General features: G+C 40.0%; 23 protein-coding genes. 4 read left to right on the top strand and 19 right to left on the bottom strand.

The features are described 5' to 3' along the window. Positions 1 to 48 precede the first annotated feature (48 nt). The 6 genes from F895_RS08495 to F895_RS08470 form a co-directional block, all read right to left on the bottom strand. Complete coding sequence (locus tag F895_RS08495) at positions 49 to 525, bottom strand: DUF6438 domain-containing protein (protein ID WP_005241726.1); 477 nt, start codon at positions 523 to 525, stop codon at positions 49 to 51. A gap of 149 nt (positions 526 to 674) precedes the next feature. Next, positions 675 to 1,379 carry a 2-C-methyl-D-erythritol 4-phosphate cytidylyltransferase gene (gene ispD / locus F895_RS08490; RefSeq protein ID WP_005241727.1) on the bottom strand — a complete coding sequence of 235 codons (705 nt, stop codon included), beginning with the start codon at positions 1,377 to 1,379 and terminating at the stop codon, positions 675 to 677. Then, a complete protein-coding gene (ftsB, locus tag F895_RS08485) occupies positions 1,363 to 1,734 on the bottom strand; it encodes a cell division protein FtsB (RefSeq protein ID WP_005241728.1) in 372 nt (123 codons plus the stop codon). Before ftsB ends, ispD begins: the two co-directional genes overlap by 17 nt. A 125-nt stretch (positions 1,735 to 1,859) precedes the next feature. Continuing rightward, positions 1,860 to 3,149, bottom strand: a complete 1,290-nt coding sequence (gene eno / locus F895_RS08480) for a phosphopyruvate hydratase (RefSeq protein ID WP_005241729.1) — start codon at positions 3,147 to 3,149, stop codon at positions 1,860 to 1,862. A 45-nt stretch (positions 3,150 to 3,194) separates the two neighbouring features. After that, positions 3,195 to 4,052 (bottom strand): 3-deoxy-8-phosphooctulonate synthase, encoded by an 858-nt coding sequence (gene kdsA, locus F895_RS08475; RefSeq protein WP_005241730.1) that lies wholly within the window; start codon positions 4,050 to 4,052, stop codon positions 3,195 to 3,197. Between the two features lie 33 nt (positions 4,053 to 4,085). Beyond that, positions 4,086 to 5,717 (bottom strand): CTP synthase, encoded by a 1,632-nt coding sequence (locus F895_RS08470; RefSeq protein WP_005241732.1) that lies wholly within the window; start codon positions 5,715 to 5,717, stop codon positions 4,086 to 4,088. Between the two features lie 367 nt (positions 5,718 to 6,084). Here F895_RS08470 and F895_RS08465 point away from each other — a divergent pair, with 367 nt between their 5' ends. Further along, positions 6,085 to 6,567: a hypothetical protein gene (locus tag F895_RS08465; protein ID WP_005241733.1), complete on the top strand. Its 483-nt coding sequence runs from the start codon at positions 6,085 to 6,087 to the stop codon at positions 6,565 to 6,567. A 57-nt stretch (positions 6,568 to 6,624) separates the two neighbouring features. Here F895_RS08465 and F895_RS08460 read toward each other — a convergent pair whose 3' ends face one another. From F895_RS08460 to F895_RS08445, 4 genes are all read right to left on the bottom strand, one after another. Continuing rightward, positions 6,625 to 7,710 carry a YheT family hydrolase gene (locus F895_RS08460; protein ID WP_005241735.1) on the bottom strand — a complete coding sequence of 362 codons (1,086 nt, stop codon included), beginning with the start codon at positions 7,708 to 7,710 and terminating at the stop codon, positions 6,625 to 6,627. Positions 7,711 to 7,725: 15 nt separating this feature from the next. Continuing rightward, positions 7,726 to 8,445, bottom strand: a complete 720-nt coding sequence (locus F895_RS08455) for an SGNH/GDSL hydrolase family protein (protein WP_005241737.1) — start codon at positions 8,443 to 8,445, stop codon at positions 7,726 to 7,728. Between the two features lie 39 nt (positions 8,446 to 8,484). Next, positions 8,485 to 8,892 (bottom strand): nuclear transport factor 2 family protein, encoded by a 408-nt coding sequence (locus F895_RS08450; RefSeq protein WP_005241738.1) that lies wholly within the window; start codon positions 8,890 to 8,892, stop codon positions 8,485 to 8,487. Positions 8,893 to 8,965: 73 nt separating this feature from the next. Further along, positions 8,966 to 10,990, bottom strand: coding sequence for an NADPH-dependent 2,4-dienoyl-CoA reductase (locus tag F895_RS08445; RefSeq protein WP_005241746.1), 2,025 nt, complete (start codon positions 10,988 to 10,990; stop codon positions 8,966 to 8,968). A 124-nt stretch (positions 10,991 to 11,114) separates the two neighbouring features. Between F895_RS08445 and F895_RS08440 the strand changes: the two genes are divergently transcribed. Both F895_RS08440 and F895_RS08435 read left to right on the top strand, forming a co-directional pair. Next, positions 11,115 to 11,675 carry a PadR family transcriptional regulator gene (locus F895_RS08440; RefSeq protein WP_005241748.1) on the top strand — a complete coding sequence of 187 codons (561 nt, stop codon included), beginning with the start codon at positions 11,115 to 11,117 and terminating at the stop codon, positions 11,673 to 11,675. Further along, the gene (locus F895_RS08435) at positions 11,675 to 12,595 is read left to right on the top strand and encodes an alpha/beta fold hydrolase (protein ID WP_005241749.1); all 921 of its coding nucleotides are present in this window, start codon (positions 11,675 to 11,677) and stop codon (positions 12,593 to 12,595) included. Before F895_RS08440 ends, F895_RS08435 begins: the two co-directional genes overlap by 1 nt. A 53-nt stretch (positions 12,596 to 12,648) precedes the next feature. On the opposite strand, the gene F895_RS08430 is transcribed toward F895_RS08435, so the two are convergent. Continuing rightward, positions 12,649 to 13,692, bottom strand: a complete 1,044-nt coding sequence (locus F895_RS08430; protein ID WP_005241750.1) for a 3-deoxy-7-phosphoheptulonate synthase — start codon at positions 13,690 to 13,692, stop codon at positions 12,649 to 12,651. A 617-nt stretch (positions 13,693 to 14,309) separates the two neighbouring features. On the opposite strand from F895_RS08430, the gene F895_RS08425 reads away from it, so the two are divergent. After that, complete coding sequence (locus F895_RS08425) at positions 14,310 to 15,884, top strand: ATP-binding cassette domain-containing protein (protein WP_005241751.1); 1,575 nt, start codon at positions 14,310 to 14,312, stop codon at positions 15,882 to 15,884. Positions 15,885 to 15,986: 102 nt separating this feature from the next. Here F895_RS08425 and F895_RS20300 read toward each other — a convergent pair whose 3' ends face one another. From F895_RS20300 to argC, 8 genes are all read right to left on the bottom strand, one after another. After that, positions 15,987 to 16,646 carry a TonB-dependent siderophore receptor gene (locus F895_RS20300; protein WP_227501371.1) on the bottom strand — a complete coding sequence of 220 codons (660 nt, stop codon included), beginning with the start codon at positions 16,644 to 16,646 and terminating at the stop codon, positions 15,987 to 15,989. Further along, entirely contained in the window at positions 16,583 to 18,169 is a 1,587-nt protein-coding gene (locus F895_RS0118960) for a TonB-dependent siderophore receptor (protein WP_005241753.1), read from the bottom strand. Before F895_RS0118960 ends, F895_RS20300 begins: the two co-directional genes overlap by 64 nt. Positions 18,170 to 18,396: 227 nt before the next feature. Continuing rightward, a complete protein-coding gene (locus F895_RS08420; RefSeq protein WP_005241760.1) occupies positions 18,397 to 18,759 on the bottom strand; it encodes a YnfA family protein in 363 nt (120 codons plus the stop codon). Then, positions 18,759 to 21,044 (bottom strand): ATP-dependent Clp protease ATP-binding subunit ClpA, encoded by a 2,286-nt coding sequence (gene clpA / locus F895_RS08415; RefSeq protein ID WP_005241762.1) that lies wholly within the window; start codon positions 21,042 to 21,044, stop codon positions 18,759 to 18,761. Before clpA ends, F895_RS08420 begins: the two co-directional genes overlap by 1 nt. 87 nt (positions 21,045 to 21,131) lie before the next feature. Next, entirely contained in the window at positions 21,132 to 21,278 is a 147-nt protein-coding gene (locus F895_RS19510) for an ATP-dependent Clp protease adaptor ClpS (RefSeq protein ID WP_245106440.1), read from the bottom strand. A gap of 352 nt (positions 21,279 to 21,630) precedes the next feature. Further along, entirely contained in the window at positions 21,631 to 22,044 is a 414-nt protein-coding gene (clpS, locus tag F895_RS08410; protein WP_168926869.1) for an ATP-dependent Clp protease adapter ClpS, read from the bottom strand. 23 nt (positions 22,045 to 22,067) lie between these two features. After that, entirely contained in the window at positions 22,068 to 22,817 is a 750-nt protein-coding gene (locus F895_RS08405) for a DUF6776 family protein (RefSeq protein ID WP_005241765.1), read from the bottom strand. An 81-nt stretch (positions 22,818 to 22,898) separates the two neighbouring features. Next, positions 22,899 to 23,948 carry an N-acetyl-gamma-glutamyl-phosphate reductase gene (argC, locus tag F895_RS08400; RefSeq protein WP_005241767.1) on the bottom strand — a complete coding sequence of 350 codons (1,050 nt, stop codon included), beginning with the start codon at positions 23,946 to 23,948 and terminating at the stop codon, positions 22,899 to 22,901. Positions 23,949 to 23,963 lie beyond the last annotated feature (15 nt).

The raw sequence follows: 23,963 nt of genomic DNA on the forward strand, positions 1-23,963 counted from the left end.
CCTATACTAGCATAAATGTTAGTTTTGTCTATTTTTACAGCAATCAGTTTAACGAACGAGATCTTCAATACCAATCAACTTTGGTAATTTCTCAATCACCTTGTTTAACTCAGCGTTTGCAGGTGAAATACAGCCCGTATAGTGGCTTAACTTAGTGACTGTACCATCTGGACGTTTCCAAGCAAAATAAGCACTTTGCTGATCACTGGCAGTTTCAGCACAGCCGGTCGTTTTTACATTTGCACCTGTTGCCGGGCGATAGGTTTTTAACTCTTGTTGCAGCTTGTTATAAACAGAAGGATCAACGGTTAAGTCCTGAGTACCTGTTACTTTGGTATATTGTTTGCCATCAAAATGAACAGCCCCTTCAGGTGTAATTTCAACAGAATAAATTGGGCATGTACCGAAACAAGGACTAGTCGAATAACGAATGCTTTCTTGTACAGTATCCTGAGGTTGTTGAGGTGTCGTTGCGCAACCAACTAAAGAAAAAGTGAAAAGGCCCGCAAGTAATAATTTTTTCATCGGTTGATCCGTTATAAAGTATGTTATTCAAATTTAACAAATAGTAGAAATTTTGTCATTTAGATTGATGTAAAAAAAATGGAAAAATCACTTAAATTTACTTAGGCTATTTTGAATTAAACAAAAAATAAGAGCCACTCTTAGGCTAATTAAGCATGGTTTTGAGATTGAAGAATTAATCGTGCCAGCTCTAAATCATCAGCATAGGTAATTTTGATATTATCAGAACGACCTTGTACCACCTGTACAGGTTCATCCATATGTTCTAAGGCACTCGCTTCATCTGTTATCGTAATATCATGGGTTAAAGCTTTTTCAATCGCATTTTTTAGTACACCGAGTCTCGCCATTTGTGGCGTTTGTGCTTGCCATAATAATTCACGGCTTACAGTTTTTTTGATCTGGTTTTCACTGACCACCTGCTTTAAGGTATCGCGAACTGGAATAGCCAAAATTGCACTTTGATTTGAAGCTTCTGCTGTCTGAACCAACCGAGTAAGACATTCTTTCGTCACACATGGTCGCGCAGCGTCATGGACCAATACCCAATCCTCTTCATGGGCAATTTCAGATAAATAGATCAAGGCATTTAAAACAGAATGTACGCGCTCGGCACCACCTAAACAAAAATGCAGTTTATCTAGATGCTGAAAAGACAGGGTTTTTGCAAAATTATCTTGTACACCAATGGCAAGTACGCAACCTGCTAAATCTAGCGAATTCAGTCGATTGACGGTGTGCTCAAGTACTGTATGATCTTGAATATACTGATATTGTTTCAATTCAGTTTGTGAAAAACGACTGCCCGAACCTGCTGCTGGTACAACCGCCCACAGCCTAGTCTGGGTTTTCATTAGTTGCAGTGTCTTCTTTTGCGTTTGGATCAATATAAATTGGTTTGTAGTGGGTACTAATGGTACTCATTTGCACAAACGTCTCATTAGGTTTGATTAAACCCAAATCTAAACGTGCATGTTCTTCAATGGCTTCGCTACCATTTTTTAAATCAAAAACTTCTGCGGCTAAAATACGATTCCGCTCTTTTAGTTCAGTATTAATTTCTGCTTGTTGCTTAATTTGCTGAGTTAATGCTTGATGAGGGAAATACCCTCCCTCACCCAGCCAAAATTGATACTGTAAGCTTGCCACCAAAGCGATGACAAGCACCAGAATCAATTTACTCGAGGTCGATCGAAACATCTCTATCATGAAAAATTCCTTACATCCTTCTAAGAGGAAGATCACTTGCAAATTCTATAGGATTATGAATTTGCAAAGTTTCTCTCTTTTGTAAAGAAAGATGATCAGACGTATTCAACATAGAGAAATTGACCTTATTTTAGACCTTTGAATTCAGCTTTACCGCGGTAAGCTGCTTTCGTTAATTCTTCGATACGAAGCAATTGGTTATATTTCGCTACGCGGTCAGAACGGCAAAGTGAACCCGTCTTGATTTGACCCGCTGCTGTACCTACTGCCAAGTCTGCAATAGTTGAATCTTCAGTTTCACCAGAACGATGTGAGATTACAGTGCTATAACCATTTGCTTTCGCAAGATAGATTGCATCTAGCGTTTCAGTCAACGTACCAATCTGATTATATTTGATCAGAATCGAGTTACCAACTTTCTCATTAATACCACGTTGTAAAATCTTAGGATTGGTTACGAATAAATCGTCGCCAACCAATTGGATTTTGTCACCGAGGATTGAGGTTAAGTAGCTCCAACCTTCCCAGTCAGACTCATCCAAACCATCTTCAATCGAAATGATTGGGTATTGGTTTACAAGACCTGCCAAATAGTCAGAGAACTGGTTGCTTGTGAATGCTTTATTGCCTTCACCTGCAAGCACATATTGACCATTTTTGTAGAATTCTGAAGATGCGCAGTCAAGTGCCAGCATAATATCAGAACCAGCTTTGTAACCCGTTTGGCCAATCGCTTCAAGAATAACAGTGATTGCTTCTTCGTTTGAACGCAAGTTTGGTGCAAAACCACCTTCATCACCTACAGCAGTATTTAAACCTTTTTTGTTTAAAACTGATTTTAGCGAATGGAAGATTTCAGCACCTGCACGTAATGCTTCAGCAAAAGACGTGAAGCCTACAGGCTCAATCATGAACTCTTGAATATCAACATTATTGTCTGCATGCGAACCACCATTGATGATGTTCATCATTGGTACAGGCATGGTCAAAGTCGTTTGACCGCGAAGATCAGCGATATATTGGAAAAGAGGAATTTTCTTTTCATCTGCGGCAGCGCGAGCAGCAGCCAATGAAACGGCTAAAGTTGCGTTAGCACCTAATTTTTCTTTATTTTCAGTACCATCAAGTGCAATCATCGTATTATCGATGTCTTTTTGTTCGAATACTGATTTGCCCACTAAAGCATCACGGATAATCGTATTTACGTTATTAACCGCAGTTTTAACACCTTTGCCCAAATAACGTGCTTTATCGCCATCACGAAGTTCTAAAGCTTCACGAGAACCAGTTGAAGCACCAGATGGTGCACATGCACGACCAACAACCCCAGATTCTAAAATAACGTCTGCTTCGATGGTTGGGTTACCACGAGAGTCCAAAATTTCACGTGCGCGGATGTCAACGATTTGGCTCATGAACAATTCCTCTGTTGAATGAAAAACAAAATGCAAGTTACTGCATCAATGGGTGTCTAACTTCTTGAATCCTTTAACTAAAGTATCCAATTCTTTTAATTGTGCCAAGAATGGCTCAAGCTGAGATAAACGCAATGCACATGGTCCATCACATTTTGCAATTTCTGGTTCTGGATGTGCTTCCAAGAATAACCCAGCTAAACCTGTCGCCATACCTGCACGCGCTAAAGTCGTGATTTGAGCACGACGACCACCTGCAGAATCTGCACGCCCACCTGGGGTTTGCAATGCATGAGTGACATCAAAGAATACTGGCACATTCATTTCTTTCATGATATCAAAGCCAAGCATATCAACAACCAAGTTGTTATAGCCGAATGCTGAACCACGTTCACAAAGAATGAGTTTGTCATTCCCAGCTTCCAAACACTTATGCAAAATATGACGCATTTCATGTGGCGCTAAAAACTGTGCTTTTTTGATATTGATAATGGCTTGAGTTTTTGCCATTGCTTCAACAAGATCAGTCTGACGACTTAAGAAGGCAGGAAGTTGGATAATGTCGGCAACTTCAGCAACAGGCGCTGCTTGGTAAGGCTCATGAACGTCTGTGATAATCGGCACATTAAAATGCTTTTTAATCTCAGCAAGCCACTCAATTCCCTTTTCAAGACCTGGGCCACGGTAAGAGTTTAGGCTTGAGCGGTTTGCTTTATCAAAGCTCGCCTTAAATACATAAGGAATATCCAAGCGCTTGCAAATATCAACATAAGTTTCAGCAATTTCAAATGCCAAATCTTTTGACTCTAATACGTTCATTCCGCCAAATAATACAAATGGCAAATGATTTGCCATTTGTATATCGCCTAAACGTACAACTTCTTGTGGTTTTAATTGTGACATTTAAACTTTCCCAGTTTATTTAAAACTCATTACTTACTTTTGGTGCTGATTTTTAGCAGCCCCGATAAAACTAGCAAATAATGGGTGTCCATCGCGTGGTGAACTTGTAAATTCTGGGTGGAATTGTACAGCAATAAACCAAGGATGTTCAGGAATTTCTACAGTTTCAACTAAATGTTGTACTGACGAATAGCCTGAAATTTTCATACCTGCTTGTTCAAGTGCTGGAATAAAACGATCATTCATTTCATAGCGATGACGATGACGCTCAGTAATTTCGGCTTTACCATAAACCTCACGCGTCTTCGTGCCTTCAACCAATTCAGATTTTTGTGCACCTAAACGCATGGTTCCGCCCAGATCGGACTCAAGGCTACGCTGTTGTAATTCACCACGCTCATCTAACCATTCAGTGATTAAACCAATCAATGGATATTTGGTTGAGCGGTTAAATTCTGTTGAGCTTGCTTCAGGCATTGCTGCAACATTACGTGCATACTCAATCACAGCGAGTTGCATACCTAAACAAATACCAAGGAATGGGATCTTGTTTTCACGGGCATATTGAATAGCTTTCATTTTGCCTTCAGTACCACGCTCACCAAACCCGCCTGGAACCAAGATCGCATCAGCAGTACTTAAAATGCTAATGTCTTGCTGCTCAAGCTCTTCAGCATTGACATAATCAATCTGAACTTTGACACGGTTTTGAATACCAGCATGTAAAAGTGCTTCATTCACAGATTTATAAGCATCTGGAAGTTCAACATATTTACCCACCATCGCAACACGAACTGTGTATTCAGGGTTCAATAATGCTTCAACTACATTATCCCAATCTTCAAGATTTGCTTCTGGAAGATCATTGAAACCAAAACGTTCACAGATCAAGTCATCAACATTCTGTTCGTAGAATGTACGTGGAATTTGATAAATTGTTTTTGCATCTTTACATACTACAACAGCACGTGCTTCCACGTTTGTGAATAATGCAATCTTACGTTTCGTATCAACATCGACATCATATTCAGTACGGCAGATCAAGATATCTGGCTGAATCCCGATTGAAAGAAGCTCTTTCACTGAGTGCTGAGTTGGCTTGGTTTTGAGCTCCGCCGCTGATTTGATATATGGCAATAAAGTCAAATGCATAAGCATAGTACGTTTATGACCAAGTTCCACCATCAATTGACGTACTGATTCCATAAATGGAAGTGATTCGATATCACCAACCGTACCACCAATCTCAACGATTGCAACGTCATAGCCTTCACCTGCGCGAAGGACGCGTTCTTTAATGTTGTCTGTAATATGTGGAATAACTTGAACCGTACCACCTAAGTAATCACCACGACGTTCTTTATTTAAAACATCCTGATATACGCGACCACTGGTAAAGTTATTCAGTTTGGTCATTTTCGCGCGACGTAAGAAACGTTCGTAATATCCCAAATCTAAGTCAGTTTCAGCACCATCCTCTGTGACGAAAACTTCACCGTGCTGAAATGGGCTCATGGTACCTGGATCGACATTAATGTATGGATCCATTTTTACCATAGTGACTTTTAAGCCACGAGCTTCCAAAAGTGCAGCAACAGAAGCAGCAGAAATACCTTTACCTAGTGATGAAACCACACCACCAGTGACAAAAATAAAATGGGTCATTGAGTTTCTCGTACAATCGAGCCGAAATCGGCCTACAATGTTGGGCAATTTTACTGTACTCTGCCCCTATAAAGCAAAGTCAAACCGCATCAATTCAAAGAACTATAAACAACTGGCTATTCTATCAGCATTTTCGATAAAAATTTACGGATTTTGTGGATTTTTCATACAGACATTCAATCGAGTGATTCAAATGCATGAAAAAGTATGGCAAAAATCTACTTTTCCCGCTTACAACGTCTCAACCTCTATCTGCTAATTTGCAAGCTTTTATAAAATATAAACAAACACAACATTACACAGTGATTTCTTCAACTTGATTTGCTGTTATAATTGTTGCGTCCTTATTTAATATGTTGTTTTAGCAATGGCGAATAAAAAACTTTTAATTTGTGCAGCACTTGCGACTGGTCTTTTATTAACTGCTTGTGTCAAAAAAGAAGAACCTAAAAACGAAGAGCAGCAAGAACAGGCAGCAACCGAGAGCCAAACTCAGCCTGAACCTGCAAAAATCCAAGAGTTTGAATCTTTAGAAAGTGTTGATAAACACGAAGCTCCAGCACCTGTTGTTGAAACAACGCGTGAACAAACTCCAAATACTACCACTGAAGTTCGTCGTGAAACTCGTCCAGCTCAAACAGAGAATCCAACTGCGACTGAGACTCCACGCACTGAAGAACCAAAACCAGCTAAAACAGAGCAGCCAAAAACTGAACAAACTGTAAAAGCTGAGCAAAAACCTGCGAAGACTGAACAAGTAAAAGCACCAAAATCTTCAGCACCAGCTCAAAGTGAAGATGATGCTGTCGCTGCTGCAATTGCTGCTGCAACCCCTGCGTTAAACAATTAATCTTTTAATTGCAAAAAAGGCCAGTTCATTTCGACTGGCTTTTTTATCTTGATCAATTTAGTAATTCTTAAAAAAATCAGCCATCAAGCGTGAAGCCCAAGACTTCACACTGAAACTTTCATAAAAACCGCAATGACTTCCCTTTTTCGTCGTCACAACCGCAATATTTTCCATTTGCTGAATTGCACCTTTATAAGGTTCCAAGTTTTTGATTGAACAGACAGGATCATCTTCAGCATTCAAAATCATCAAGGGAACTTTAATATTCTCGAAGACATAAATTGGATTAATTGCCTGACAATAACTTTGATAATCCTGAAACCCAGCCATTTCAAAATATTCTTTTTCAAAGTCTTCCAAGCTTGTTGTTGCCAACACCTTATTTACCGAAGCGACCTGCTGCCAAGTTTTTTGATAAGGGTAAATGAAATATTTAAATAACTTTTTGGTCATCATTTTACTGTAAAAAGGATGTACATTTTTAAAACCTATTTCGGTGTTATAGCCTGGGCACATTGCAAACGCAGCTTTAAATGGTGTATCCGATCCTTGCTCACCTAAATAGCGTACCAAGAGCCCCGTTCCCGCAGAAGAGCCAACGGCATATAAGTTTGATGATGGAAACAAATCTTGGATATGAGCCAGTTGCTCTTTGAGGTCACTGGTCGAACCAAACAGTGAAATCTGCGGTACGGGCATTGGTAAACCCGCATGACCACGGCGCAAACATAGTGCGATTCGCCAACCGGTATATTCATGTAAGTCTTTAACCAATTCGCGCATACTCTCGGGAGTGCCAGTAATGGTATGCATAATCACAACGGTCGGCGTGTCTGCTGGTAGATCATAACCATACCAAGCAATGGCAGTGATACCACCATCCTGCATTTTAAGTTGCTCAATACGATCATATTCAAGTTTAACCGTTTTCTTCCGAATCACATCGAAATAAAGGAGATGTACATGTGTATTACTGAGCCATGGCGTCGGGCGATATTTCTGCTTTAACTGCGGCAACTTTTCTAAAACATCTTTAATTTTCCCTTTCGGGTCATAATAGATTTTAGGCTGCTCTGCACCAAGTACCGAATCAAATAGTTCTGAACCTAAAACTCTAATTTTATTTAAAGTAGATAAACTCATATTCAACCGCCACCTCTAAGGATGAGTAAATGTTTGTCGCACTAAAGCTGCGACTTGTTGCCCCCAAATGGCATAGATTTCTTTGCCTGGATGAAAACCATCACTTGCCATTGGCAAATCCAATGCCTGAAAAGTTTCAAGATCATATTGAATAAATTGAAACTGCGGCAGTGGTGCCAACCACTGTTGTAATGCCTGATTCATCTGTTGTGCATATCGTCCAAACAACCAAGCCAATGGATTGGGCAATGCTGGAAAATGCTGCATCGGCGGCACACCCGATACAATGATGAGTTTAGGTTGAAATTGACTCTGTATATAGGTGAATAATTGCTTTTGTTGTTTAATCCACGATTTAACAGAGGTCAGTTTAGTCACATCATTGACACCAATTGAAGTGATTACAACATCATAGCACTGCTGTTCTAACTGTTGCACTGCCTGAAAAACCTGCTGTGTGGTATCACCTGTTTTAGCGTGTAGTTTCCATTGCAACAAATAGTCCTGCTGCAACTGGGAAATAATCGCTCCAGATAAAGCATCTTGCTGCGTTTCAACGCCAACCCCAGCCGCCGCTGAATCGCCAAGGATAAGTAATGAAAGTGGTTTACCATTGCCAACAGAACCCTCCCGATCACCACTGGCTTCTAAAAGACGAGGTGTATTCTTCCGAACTTTCATACCTTGTATAAGAAGTATAGGAAGTAATGCAAAAGTTGAAAGCTTTAACCACATTACAAGAGTCTCAATATTACTTAGGCTATTTTAGCGAGATTAGCTTGGCTGATATTTTGCAAATCTCGCACCCATTTTCTCAGCCAACGCAGCTAAACCACTCATTGGGCGAATCATCACTTCAAAATCAATGATTTTCCCTTGTTGGTTAAATCGAACCATATCAATGCCTTTGAGCGATTTTCCGCTAACATCGGCACTAAACTCCAACACCACATTTTCCCCATCCTCAGTATAGAATTCGCGGTGATAGGTGAAATTTTCAAAAACCTGAATGACATTGGTCAAAATAAAGAAAACCACATGCTTTCCTTCATAAGGCTTATAAGCAACGGGAGAACGGAATACGACATCTTCAGCCAACAAATCATTTAAATTCGATAAGTCACCTGTTTTAATCATGTGATGCCAGTTTTCCAAAGCCTGTTTTGTTGTTTCGAGTGTCATTGTTATTTTTCCTTGTGATTTAATGGATCGGTTGATGAGCACCCCCTCCTGAAAGAGAATGCTCATCAAGATTTTATAATATGGCTGCTAACTCAGCACCTTGGCGAATTGCCCGTTTGGCATCTAATTCACCCGCTTCCTTCGCACCGCCAATCAGATGAACATTTTTACCGTCTGCTTTCAGTTGGTCGAACATTGCGGTATACGATTCTTGACCGGCACAAATCACCACATTATCGACCTCAAGCACTCGACTTTGACCATCAACGGTAATATGCAAGCCTTGGTCATCCACCTTGTCGTAACTGGCACCTGCAATCATTTTTACATCACGATGCTTTAAGCCAGTACGGTGAATCCAACCAGTTGTTTTACCTAAACCAGCACCTACCGCAGCAGTCTTACGCTGTAATAAATAAATTTCTCGTTCTGACTTTTCCAACGTTGCTGGTTTTAAGCCACCGACATGCTCATAGGCTGTATCAATCCCCCATTCAGCATAGAATTTTTGAGGATTTAAACTACCACTGTCACCTTCATGCGTTAAATATTCTGCGGTATCAAAGCCAATACCACCTGCACCAATAATGGCAACACGTTTACCAACAGGTACACGTTCTTTCAATACTTGGATATAGCTCAACACTTTTGGATGATCAATGCCGTCAATATGGAGTTGACGTGGTGTTACCCCAGTTGCAACCACAATCTCGTCATAGTTTGCCCGACTCAGCTCTTCATAAGTCGCAGTATGGTTAAGTACTAATTCAATATTGGGCTGTAATTCAATTTGACGTTTAAAGTAGCGTAAGGTCTCGTAGAACTCTTCTTTGCCTGGAATGGTCTTCGCAATATTGAATTGACCGCCAATTTGATTGCTTGCATCGAAGACTTTGACTTTATGCCCACGGCTTGCAGCGTATACTGCAAAACTTAAACCCGCAGGGCCAGCACCAATCACTGCAATATTTTTTATCGCATTGGTTTCTTTAAAAATAAGCTCTGTTTCATAGCAAGCACGCGGATTCACTAAGCAGGTTGCAATTTTCATTGAGAAAATATGATCTAAACAGGCTTGGTTACAACCAATACAGGTATTAATTTCATCACTGCGACCTTCACTTGCTTTTAATACAAACTCAGGATCAGCTAGCATTGGACGTGCCATAGACACCATATCAGCCTGCCCAGAAGCCAATACATGCTCTGCCATTTCAGGGGTATTAATACGGTTCGAGGTAATTAATGGAACTGAAACTTCGCCTTTGAGTTTCTCCGTCACCCAAGTAAATGCCGCACGAGGTACTTTGGTCGCAATCGTTGGAATACGCGCTTCATGCCAACCAATCCCTGTATTGATAATGGTTGCACCAGCTTTTTCTATTTCTTTAGCCAACTGAATGACTTCTTCTAAACTTGAACCACCCTCAACCAAATCCAGCATTGATAGGCGATAAATAATGATGAAGTTTTCACCCACTAAATCACGGGTACGCTTTACGATTTCAATCGGGAAACGGATACGGTTTTCATAGCTGCCACCCCACTCATCATCACGATGATTGGTACGTGCAGCAATAAACTCATTGATCAGATAGCCTTCCGACCCCATGATTTCGACACCATCATAACCTGCGTATTGTGCCAGCTTGGCGCAGTTAGCAAAGTCATCAATTGTTTGCTGTACTTCAGCTGAACTTAATGCTTTAGGCTTAATTGGATTAATCGGTGCTTGAATCGCAGAAGGTGCAACAATCTCAGGCTGATAAGAATAACGACCTGTATGTAAAATCTGCATCGCGATTTTACCACCCGCATCATGTACCGCTTGGGTGATCACCTTATGTTTTTCTGCTTCTGCAATGCTGTCTAGCTTCGATGCATGAGCAAAGGTAAGACCTGCATCATTGGGAGAAATACCACCCGTGACAATTAATCCTACATCCCCTTTGGCACGCTCAGCATAAAATGCAGCCATACGCTCATAACCTTGTGGTGCTTCTTCCAAGCCAACATGCATAGACCCCATAAGCACACGGTTTTTTAAAGTGGTAAAGCCTAAATCAAGTGGCTTTAATAAATGTGGATAAGCTGACATGTTTTCTCCTTTGGCTCGCACACTGCTAGCTAATGCAACTTGTTGCATAAAGTTATAAACAAGATTTGATTTTTATGCAACATATTGCATAATTCTGATGAGTCATTTTTTATTATGGAACATCATGTCACTCGCCCATGTTTTATTGACCAGTCTACTCGAAAAACCAAGTACAGGTTTCGAGTTGGCTCGTCGCTTTGACCGTTCAATGGGCTTCTTTTGGAATGCGACTCATCAGCAAATCTATCGAGAACTCAATGGGATGCTGAAAAAAGGATGGATTTCTACATTAGAAGAACAAGCTGCGAATAGCCGAAAAAAAACTTACCAAGTTGAGCAACTTGGAAGAATAGAACTCGCTGCATGGATTGAACAACAAAGCGAACCCGCGCAATTACGCGATGACCTTATGGTGAGGTTAAGAGCGGAAGCTCAACTCGACGGTAATACCATTCTACCGGAATTGGAACGCCATTTATCGATACATAAGGAAAAATTAGGTCTTTATCAAGCCATCCATGATAAAGACTTTAAAAATAGTGAACCAACCAACCGTGTCTTATTCATTCATAAAATGATTCTCGAACTTGGTATCATTACAGAAAGTGAATGGATAAAATGGTTGGAACAAATGATTCCTCAGCTGAGAAAGTTTGAGGAAGCGGACAAGATTGGAGAAAAATAATGCCATTTTATACCATGCCAGATCAGGAAAAATTATTTGTACGACGTGTCGGCGAAGGTGAACCTGTCTTGGTTTTATCGGGGTTGGGAATGCAAAGCTGGCAGTGGCTCCCGTTCTTGTTTGCCAATCGCAAACAATATGAATTTATTATCCCTGATTGGCGTGGTTTCGGTGGTTCAAAAAATTGTGCCATCCCGGACTTGGATGCCATTTCAAGCCATTGGAATGATGTAGATGCACTGATCAAACAATTAAAGCTGGACCAATTTATTTTGATGGGTTATTCCATGGGCGCAACGACGGCAATGCATGGCATGAAACATGGCGGTTTAGCAGAAAAACTTAAGGCCTACTTGCATATTGATCAAACCCCTAAAATTGCGGTCGATGAATCTTGGCAATATGGTTTATTTGGTACCAAAAACTCTCAATTTAAAAAGCTGCTACTTGAGATTCAAACCTTATTGCTCAACTATAAACATGCCCAAAAGCTTGAAGATTTACCGAATGATATTCGCTACAATCTTGTAAGCTTATGGGGGGCATTCATTGAACTTCAAGGAAGTAATAATTATAGCCCCAAGATCTTTAAGCTTGCACTAAACCGCCCATTTTTACAGAAATATTTACTACCAATTCAACGCCTTGACTACTTACTTTGGTATGTCGAAAATTATTTAAATCATGATGAAGACTATCGTGAGGCTATCAGCCAGCTGAATTGCCCAACCACTTTCTTTATTGGTCGCGAATCTACACTCTACCCAGAAACTGGACAAACCCTGATTGCCGAAAGCTTAGCGAATGCCACTGCAATTTATTTTGAGCGCTCTGGGCATACACCACTGATTACCGAACCTAGAAAATTTAGCCAGGAAATTGGACACTTCCTTAGTGCTCAAGCAACACACGCGGCTTAATTGCGTATAAATAAAAAAGCCAATCAATTCAGATTGGCTTTTTTATTTACAACTTATTTCTTCAATCTCATTTTTTCCGCAACATCCAATAAGGCCTGTTCCGTTTTATCCCATCCTAAGCAGCCGTCAGTAACTGACTGACCGTAAGTCATATCACAGGAAATCTTTTGATTGCCATCAACTAAATGGCTTTCAATCATCACACCACGCACTTTAGATTCCGCACGTTCTGCAATAATTTGCTGTAAAACCTGTGGTTGCAGTAGTGGATCTTTACCGCTGTTACCATGACTACAATCAATCACCAATGCCGGCAATTGCTTATGCTTGAAATGCATCGCTTGAATCGAAGCCAAATCATAGTTGGTACCCTGATTTGAGCCACGTAAAATTAAATGTGGTAATGGATTACCTTCACTATGCAAAATTGCAGGTAGACCTTGTTGAGTCATCCCCAAGAATTGATGGCCATGCAGTGCTGATTGAATTGCATCCAAAGCAATCTGAATCGAGCCATCTGTACCATTCTTGAAGCCAATGCTGTATGGCATATGGCTTGCTATTTCACGATGAATTTGTGATTCACTGGTACGTGCTCCAATTGCCCCCCAAGCCAATAGGTCGTCAAAATAACCTGTCGCCATTGGGCTTAAAATTTCACTGGCAATCGGTAAGCCTTTTTCAATCAGTTGTAAGTAAAGCTGACGCGATTTTTCTAAACCGAGTTGTAAGTCTGATGATCCATCTAAATTTGGATCGTATAAGAAACCTTTCCAACCCAGCGTGGTACGCGGTTTTTCGATATATGCACGCATAACAAGGAAAATCTGATCTTTAACCTGTTCTTGTAATTGTTGGAGGCGATCAGCATATTCTAGTACTGCGATAGGATCATGAATTGAGCAAGGACCTGTAATCACCATCAAGCGATGATCATGTCCTGATAAAATATTCTGAATCGTTTGACGATGTTTTGAAATTTGCTGCGCTAAAGTTGCAGACAAGGGATACTGCGCTTTGAGTTGTGATGGCAAGCTAAGCATTGATTCTTTTGTATGTGTTTGTGGTTGTGTCAAAGCAGTATTTAAAGCATTCATTTTCAATTCCTTTGGACTGGCCTTCTTCGCAGTCCTATCATTTATTTGAGCAAGTGTGATCTAAGCGATGTTGATTTTTTTGCAAAGTAAAACCAAGAAATCTTGCTAAAATATGAATAGTTAAATGTGTACATGGTATTTCTCCTAAAATCTTGATTGTTAAAGCATAAAAAAACCTGATCGGTGTTGCCGATCAGGTATTAACTGGTTGGGCAACCTTTTTGCTGCCCGAAACGCATCAGGCAACGATCAATATTGCCAAAAGTAAAAGTATGCGTTGGTGTTTACAGTATGCTTTAACATATTTATTTCAAATATCTAAAAAACGGTGTCTAACTATTAAATTACGCACTATTTCAGCATTTGACAAGCACTTTTTATATTTTTTTAATCCTATCTTCAAAACCTTAAAGTTTGACCTTTCGCCAGTTCCCCCATAGAATAGTGTAAAAATAAACCAATTTGAGATTACGCCAATGAAGTAAGTTCTATTTCCATCATCAAAGTTCATTTTTCTTTTTGATGTGCAAAATAGACTTAGCTATCGTTTAGCGCTTCCTTATTCTAAAACTTATCTCGATTTCTCTATTTTGCATATCCTGTTTATGAGGTTTCTTATGACTCAACAGGCATGTATTATTTCCAACCTATCCCTTGAATTAGCCCAGCAAAAACTGTTTGATCGGCTTAGCTTTCAACTTCCATTACATCAGTTCACAGGACTGGTCGGGCGCAATGGTCAAGGCAAATCAGTATTGATGTCTGTTCTGCATGAACAGACAAAATTCAAGCTACCCTATTCAGGCCAAATTTCTTGGCAATGCCCACATCAATATTTAACTCAGCTTCAGCGCGTACAAGCAGATACTATCGCTCAAGCTTTACATATTGAAGATTTAAACGGATGCTTTGAGCGAATCCAGCAAGGTACGGCAACTTTTACAGATTATGATCAGGTTGAAGGGCTTTGGCATTTACCCACAGAATGGCAGCAGCTTTTGCAAAGTGCAGGCTTACCTATAAATCTTGATACACCCATTCAGCATTTAAGCGAGGGCCAAAAAACCAAACTCGCGCTATGCCGTTTATTTTTACTCAAAGATCATTACCTGCTGCTCGATGAACCAAGCAATCACTTAGATCACCAAGGACGTGAATGGCTGATCCAACAAATGTCTCAACACCGAATGGGTGGACTGATCATTAGTCATGACCGACAATTATTGGCACATGTACAAGGCATTCTTGCTTTAAATCAGTTAGGTTTACACTATTACGGTGGTAATTATACGCTTTATCAACAGCAGCAACTGTTGCAGGTCGAAGCCTTATCCCAAGCTGTTCAGCAAGAAAAACGCGAGTTAAAACAACTAAAAGAGCAACAGCATCACAGCCAGATGAAAGCGCAGAAACGTCAAAAAGCTGGTGAAAAGTTAAGAGCCTCTGGGTCTCAAGCCCCCATCTTACTCGATGCCAAGAAAGAACAATCCGAGCAATCTCTTTCTCACCTCAGAAAACAACAGAGCAAACAACTTGCAGATGCCAAAGATAAGTTACAGCAAAAACAAACGCAACTGGAACATCTTAAATCACAATTTTTTGAGTTTACCCAAAAGACGGGGAAATCAGGTGAGATTTTACGCTGCCAGCAATTACAGCTTGCTTACGCAAAAACACAGCCAATTGATCTAGCGCTATCGACTGGTGAAAAATTGCATTTAAGTGGCGCAAATGGTACCGGTAAGTCCACTTTACTCAAAACCCTTCAAGGCTTAATCCCGCCACTTGCAGGAGAGATTTATTGCAAAGTAAGCTCTGTTTATCTGGATCAGAATCTTTCATTACTCAATGAAAGTCTATCTGCCGTTGAATATTTATGTGGTATTAACCCCGATCTGACTGAGCAACAAGCACGCACCCTCTTGGGCAACTTACAAATTCGTAGAGATAAAGCCCTTAGCTCTATAAGAAATTTAAGTGGCGGCGAACGCTTAAAAGTCGCTTTGCTTGCATTGAAACAACAGGCGGTTGAACTATTGCTTTTAGATGAGCCTGAAAACCATCTCGATATCGAATCTCGTGAGTTACTGGCCCAAGCCATTCGCTCTTTTCATGGTGCTGTGATATTGGTATCCCATGATGAAAATTTTGTTGGAGAGTGTGGGATTACAGCATCGTATCTGTTGGAATAATTTTTAATTTTTTTAAAATTCAGGCATGGCAAAATAATGTTCATGCCTGAATAAAACAATCCCTTCTAGCGATCTAATTACTTCACAACCTAGATATTTTTTTTAAAACTTATAATTAAGAGTGGCCATAAAATTACGTAGTTCTCCCCAAGTATTGATTGCCGTTCTTTTATAGACTGTATTTCCGACATTATCAACATTGACCGCAATACTGAGATCTGGATTGATCTGATATTTCCCCATTAGATTCAATAAAGCATAGTCATCTTGTCGATTAAACTGAGTTGCTACGCCGCGTGCACGTGTATCAAAAATTTCACTTTGCCAATTCACCCCAGCCCCTAATGTCAATTTATCCCATTGATAAGTTGTGAACAATTTCAGCGTCTGTCGTGGAAGTGAACTTCCTGTAGCTGTTGTTAAGGTTTTTCCATCCCGATCTTTTGCATCTGTGTAAGTATATCCACCAGAAATATGCCAATAAGGACTCAATTCACCAGCAACCGATAACTCTATGCCCTTTACCTTAGCGCCATTCACTGCAATATAAGCAAATTCACCATCGGTAGTAAACTTCTCACCATCTCTAACAGCAAAGTTATCTTGCTTGGTTTCGAAGTAAGCAAGGTTGGTATTTAAGCGTTGATTAAAGAATTCTGCTTTTAAGCCTATTTCTACACTATTTCCCTCTTCTGGGTCTAAGAATTGGCCTGTAACATTTTTTCGAGTAGATGGATTAAAATAGAGGTATAACTTGTATATGCAGAGATCTGATCATTTATATCTAAAATTAAACCCACATAAGGCGTATAAATATGACTTTGTTTTTGTTCAGCCCCTGTACTTTTGCGCTCCCAACTACTCAAACGTGAGCCTAAAATCAGTTTTACTGGATCTGCTAACTGTAGTTTGGCCGAGGCAAACCCACCAATCTGATATTCAGCGGTTATCGTCCGCCCTATAGGAGTCAAATTGATATAGTCTCCCACATCACCATGGTAGTTTTGGATCGGTCTAGATGAAAATTGCCAAACTTTATAAGCAGGATCATTGGCATTTACTTTGTATCCATTAATCCCAAAACTTAATTCATGCTCACGACCAAGTGCTTGAAACCGCCCCGAAACAAAACTATCAATTGCATGAACTTCCGGTGTATTTATAAACTTACTCCCATGAATACTCATTTCTCCCGGCTTTAAGATAATAGGGTTACCATCCCAGTCAGTACCGTTGACGACACCATTTTCATCTTGATAATTTAGAGTATAGCCTGCTATGTTTTTAATTTGATCGCTGTCTGTCTTGGCATAACTATAGTTAATCACCCCTTTCCAATCTGGACTAAATTGATGTTCTAAGCCCAGTACAACATATAAATTATCTACTTTAAGATTTGAATCGTGAGTGGCTGGATTATCCCTTGGTCCAAATGTGGTTTGTTTCAAACCATCCCCACTCACAAATGGAAAACCATGTTGTGCGGCATTGTAAATTTTATTTTGTTGTAAACTCAGTGCAGTTGTTAATGTCGTCTGATCACTGAGCTCATAATCTACTGTGCCATACAGTAAAGTAAAATCTTTATGATAACGATCTTGCTGATTGCCTCCTGACGAATTTGCCGCAACCAATCGTCCTTTCAAAGTTTTATCTGTATTTAATCCACCCGATACATCAAATTGACTACGGTATCGATCCCAACTTCCCGCCTGAACTTTAATCGAGCCTTGTGTATTTTCAGTCGCGCGTTTACGGATATAATTAATACTGGCACTTGGATTACCTGAACCACCCAACAGACCTGTAGCACCTTTTAAAATTTCGATACGGTCATAAATGGCCGTGTCCTCCAAACCAATGTTATAAGCTCCACCAAAAGATGCCGCACTGGTTGGAATACCATCGCGCATAAAATTATTGAGCTTAAAACCACGAGCGTAATAATCTGAAAAGCCAGCACCTTCTTGTCCATGCTGACTTCTACTTACCCCAGGTGTTTCCTCTAAAACTCTGCTTATATCTGTTAGATTTTGATCCTCTATCTGCTGCTGCGTCAGCACTGTTAAGCTCTGTGGAGTATCTTTTAAATTTAAATCGAGTTTAGTTGAGCTTCGACTTGATTGAACAGTATAGCTCTCATGATTGTCTTCAGCTTTAACCGTTATTGTAGGCAATGTATTGGTTGTGTCGGCTGCCCACACATCTGAACCAATTACCAAGGAAATCGCTGATACTAAAATTCTGGGAGAAAATACACTTCTGTTGGAAACTAAGGATTCCATGAACACACTCGATTGTAAAAATGAAAATAAAAATCATTATCAATCGTAGCAATATTCTGTCAGCCTGATTTTCATAACAGGCCGTAAAAGTAGCCTTTTTGTGCCTAAATTCGGCTTATCATGGCCTCGCTTATTTAATTTGAATAATAAGCATAACCTAGTGCTTTGATGTTGTTTTACTTTTCTTATTCAAAAATTAAGCATGGTATATACCATGCTTAATGAAACTAACGCACTAAACCTTGCGGTTGCAAAATGATTAGACTTGCGCCACACAAAACAACGAAACCACCTAAAACATCCCAACGTGTTAGCATGATTTGATCAACATAACGTAGCCACAATAATGCAGTAAATATATAAATTCCACCATAAGCCGCATAAATACGACCTGATGCCGCAGGGTGCAAAGTCAGCAACCATACAAAGACCGCCAAGCTTAGTGCTGTGGGAATCCATAACCAATTTGACTTGCCTTGATTCAAAATTAAATAAGGGAAATAACAACCCAGAATTTCAGCAATTGCTGTGACGAAAAATAACCCAAATACTTTAAGTACTTGGGTTATCGAGAAAGATAGTTCAAACATTAAGCAGGTTCAGCACTCGGGGTAATATGATCTTCAAAGACTTCCAATTTTAAGCCGACTTCTTTGCCATTTTCTGTTTTTACAGAAACTGCCACATTACCACCATGCTCAGCAAGTTCACCAAACAAAATCATCTCAGCAAGCGGCTTTTTCAAATGTTCCTGAATCAGACGTTGCATTGGACGAGCCCCCATGAGACGGTCGTAGCCATTGGCTGATAACCAGTCACGTGCACTTTGATCAACATCAAGTACCACCTGTTTTTCATCAAGCTGTGCTTGTAACTCAGTCAAGAATTTGTCTACCACTGAATCGATGATCGTGGTCGGAAGTGCTTTAAATTGAATCACGCCATCCAAACGGTTACGGAATTCAGGCGAGAATGCACGTTTCATTGCATCTTGGTTATCTGCACTATGATCTTGCTCAGTGAAACCAATACTTGCACGGACAATACTCTCTGCGCCAATATTGGTGGTGAGCACAATAATCACATTTCTGAAGTCAGATTTGCGACCATTATTATCAGTCAAAGCACCATGATCCATGACTTGTAATAACAAGTTAAATACATCTGGGTGCGCCTTCTCGATTTCATCTAATAACAAGACACAATGCGGATTTTTATGAATCGCGTCGGTCAGTAAACCACCTTGATCATAACCAACATAACCCGGAGGCGCACCGATCAAACGAGAAACTGCATGACGTTCCATATACTCAGACATATCAAAACGAACCAGCTCTACACCTAACAACTTGGTAAGCTGTTTGGTCACTTCGGTTTTACCCACACCTGTTGGGCCAGCAAACACAAAGCTGCCGACTGGTTTATCTGGTGCTTTTAAACCTGCCCGTGATAATTTGATCGCTGAAGCAAGCGCTGTAATCGCCTCATCCTGACCAAACACCACACGTTTCAGATCACGTTCCAGATTTTCAAGTACCGACTTGTCATCTTTAGATACTGTTTTCGGTGGAATACGGGCAATCTTGGAAACAATATCTTCAATATTTTCAACTGAAATCGTTGTGCCATCAATCTCAGCTTTTAAACGGCGTTGAGCCCCAGCCTCATCAATAACATCAATTGCTTTGTCTGGCAAGAAGCGATCATTGATAAATTTAGCTGATAACTCAACTGCAGCAACCAATGCTTTGTCATCATATTCGACATGATGGAAATCTTCGAACTTGTTTTTCAAACCACGCAAAATTTCAATCGTTTCATTAATGCTTGGTTCATTCACATCAATCTTTTGGAAACGGCGAGACAAGGCATGGTCTTTTTCGAATACCTGACGATATTCCTGGAAAGTTGTTGAACCGATGCAACGCAAGGTCCCATTCGCCAAAGCAGGTTTAATTAAATTCGATGCGTCCATTGTGCTACCCATACTCGAACCAGCACCAATGATCATATGAATTTCATCGATAAATAAAATCGCATTTGGATTTTTTTTCAAAGCATTCAAAAGCTGTTTTAAACGCTTTTCAAAGTCACCACGATATTTAGTCCCTGCAACCAAGGCACCAATGTCTAAACTATAAACTTCTGCATTCGCCAATGGTTTTGGTGCTTTACCATTCACAATCAGCCATGCCAAACCTTCAGCAATCGAAGTTTTGCCTACACCAGGGTCACCCACTAAAAGTGGATTGTTTTTACGACGACGGCATAAAATTTGTGCTGCACGCTCAATTTCTTTCTCACGACCAATTAACGGATCCGTTTTGCCCTTTTGCGCTTCGACATTTAAGTTCAGCGTGTATTGTTCAAGTGGTCCAGCATTTGCTGAAGCTGCACTTTCGCCTTCAATATCTTCGACTTCTTCTTCTACTTGAATTTCGTCTTTTCGAGTGCCATGAGACAAGTATTGAGTCAAAGTTAAACGGTTAATTTGATGGCGTTTAAGCAAATAAACCGCAAATGAATCTCGTTCTGAATACATCGCAACTAAAACGTCAGCACCTTCAACCGTACGGTCACCGCCGCTTGATTGAACATGGAAGATGGCACGCTGTAAAATTCGATCAAAACTCTCTGTTGGATGAGGGGCTTGTTCGCTATTATCACCAAGTTTTGGGGTATGTTGCTCTACATATTCCTCTAATTCTTTACGTAAAGTAACGATATCCGCGCCACATGCTTTTAATGCATTCACAGCAGAATCATTATCTAGCAAGGCAAGCAACAAATGTTCAACTGTCAGAAACTCATGTCTCTTTTGACGAGCCATGCTAACAGCCAAACGTAACGATACTTCTAATTGACGACTGAGCATGTAACCCCCTTATATCTTGGGCTTTCTCAAAAAAAAGACACTTCTTTTAGTGAAAAAGCTGATTATTGACTTGATCCGCTGAGCTTCTCAAAGCGTAATTGAATATACGTCTACAAGCCTCTTTGCTTCATAATCTACTGTTAGCATTAGTTGAGTATCTTGGTCAAGATTCAAAACCAAGTATTGTTGTAAAAATTCAATTACAAAGAGAATAGGACTAATCCAATTGTTCAAAAAGACAGCGAAATAGTTATTAATTTATGAAACCACATTAAACCTATGAAAAATTGTAATACTTTATGGCCTTACCTAAAGCCTAACAAATCATACATAGGTTTAACATAGAAATACTCAGTATATTGTTTCATGTTTTTAGCATAAAACAATATATGCTTTGAACCATCTTTATCTCGAAAGCTGAAATGAAAGTGATATTTCTTAACACTTTCACGCATAACATCTAAGCCATATTACGACGCAAGGTCTTGCGCATGAGGAATAGCATTCCGCAAGTGCGTTGCTTTTCTTAACGCTTTTACTCGCAACTTAGTTGCTCGTCTTGCGCAGCTAAAAAGCGTTGCTTTTCTTAACGCTGCTCAGGTTCGATCTGACATAGCAAAGGATGGCCTTGCGAACGGGCATAGTTATTCACTTGATTGGCTTTGGTCTCAGCAATATCCCGTGGGTAAATACCTGCTGTTCCTTTACCTTCATAATGAACCGTAAGCATCACTTGACTGGCCTGATCAAAGTTCAGCCCAAAATAGCTTTGCAAAACTTCAATGACAAAATCCATTGGTGTGTAATCATCATTCATTAACACAACCGCATATAAGGGCGGGCGTTTTAACTCTGGCGGGGCAGTTTGTACCACTACCTCACCGTCATGATCCTCTTGCGAATCACTTAAACGTGGATTTAAGTGCCAATCGACATAACCTGATTGATGAAAAGAGTTTTTCACTTCACTTAAATTCATTTGGCGTTTGTATCTTCGCATATTGAGTTCTTAATCTAAAAAAATTATTGAGCATTCGCTTCTGCTTGCGGGATTTCTGATACAAAAGCTGAACTTACATCCACAGGCTTACCACGCTGCCAGCTAAAACGTTTGATTACAGGTGTACCCGATCCTGTCAAACGTACTTCAATGAATTGAGGTGTAAAGCCTTTAGGCATTGTCCAACGCCCAGTCAAACGCTCAAAATCTTCAAAGTTAAAGTTTCTGTCTTCTAAAGGTACGACCAAAACTTCAGTATCTTTAATCAGACGTAATTCAACCGAACCAGATGCACGGCGTTTATTTGGGCTAACTTGAACAAGATCAATCTGATATTCAAATGCATTTTCAGGTAATGATTTAATCGCCATATTTTGTATGGTTAAACTGACACCACCACGCTGCCTCAAGATATCACGATAAATCGTATTCATTCCTTCAAACTGGGTTTTATCTGCATTGGCTTGGTTCACAGCCTTGAACAAGTCATCTGCATTACTCACAGCCATATCTCGCTCTTGAACAGCCGCATTCAAACTTTTGCTAACTGAATCTAAAGCGGTTTTTTGCTTCTGAACAACATCAACCAACTGCTCAGCATCTGCATCATATCCCACTACAGTTAAACCTTGACGGTGACCAACAGTATAACCAAGCATAAAACTGCTACCGATCAAAATCGTAGCGCCAATAATCAAAGGTAAATTCGTTTTTAAGAATTTATTTTTTTCAACGGAACTGTCTGGTGAAGTAGTCGGTTCAACGTTTTCCATCATCATCTCTATCGTTATGATCTGCATCAAAGCACACATTAAAATCGAAATTTAAATGTGTGTGAAGTAAAAAAGAGTTTTTTATGGTAATAAACCAATACCTTCCAAGCCTGCTGCTTCATCAAAACCAAACATTAAGTTCATATTTTGGACCGCCTGACCTGCTGCACCTTTCACCAAGTTATCTTGCGCAACCAGAATGATCAGTTTATTTGGTTGTGGGCGATAGAGAGCGATTCTGAGTTCATTGGCACCACGAACACTACGTGTTTCTGGTGAACTATTCGCAGGCATAACATCTACAAATCTTTCATTTTTATAAAAATCTTCATAATGAGTTTGTAAATCAATTTGCTGACCTTGCTCAGTTAAGTCCACATAAATTGTACTCAGCATACCGCGAATCATAGGCACTAAATGCGGAACAAAAATAAGCTGATCAAACTGTCCTTGTTGCCCAGAAATATTTTCCAGCGCTTCAACAATTTCTGGATGATGGCGATGCCCAGCAACACCATACGCTTTAAAATTATCAGCATTCTCACTGTAAATCATACCAAGGCTTGCTTTACGACCTGCACCAGATACGCCTGATTTTGCATCCACAATAATACTTTGTGTATTAATAAGCGGACTTGATGTTTTAAGTAATGGTGCCAGACCCAGTTGCACTGTGGTTGGATAGCATCCTGGATTACCAATAACTTGTGCTTGTTTGATTTTTTCGCGATTTAATTCAGTTAAACCATATACAGAATCTTTTAACATAGCTGGACAACTATGTTGCATACCATACCATTTTTCAAACTGGGCCAAGTTTTGTAAACGGAAATCAGCTGCAAGATCAATCACTTTAGTACCAGCAGCGACCAGTTTTTCTGCATGTTGCATTGCAACACCATGTGGAGTAGCAAAAAATACAACATCACATTGCGCTAATTGATCTAAATCCAGATCTGAAAACTCAAGTGTTGTATGTCCGCGCAAACTCGGAAACATATCTGCAACGCGCTTTCCTGCTTCTGTACGAGAAGTGAGAATACGAACCTGAACTTGTGAATGTCTTAACAAAAGACGTAATAGCTCAACCCCAGTGTATCCAGTTCCACCAACAATACCAACAGAAATCACGTGTGACACCTCAAG

Origin of the sequence: Acinetobacter sp. CIP 64.2, from assembly GCF_000369645.1 — a bacterium.
Lineage (GTDB): Bacteria > Pseudomonadota > Gammaproteobacteria > Pseudomonadales > Moraxellaceae > Acinetobacter.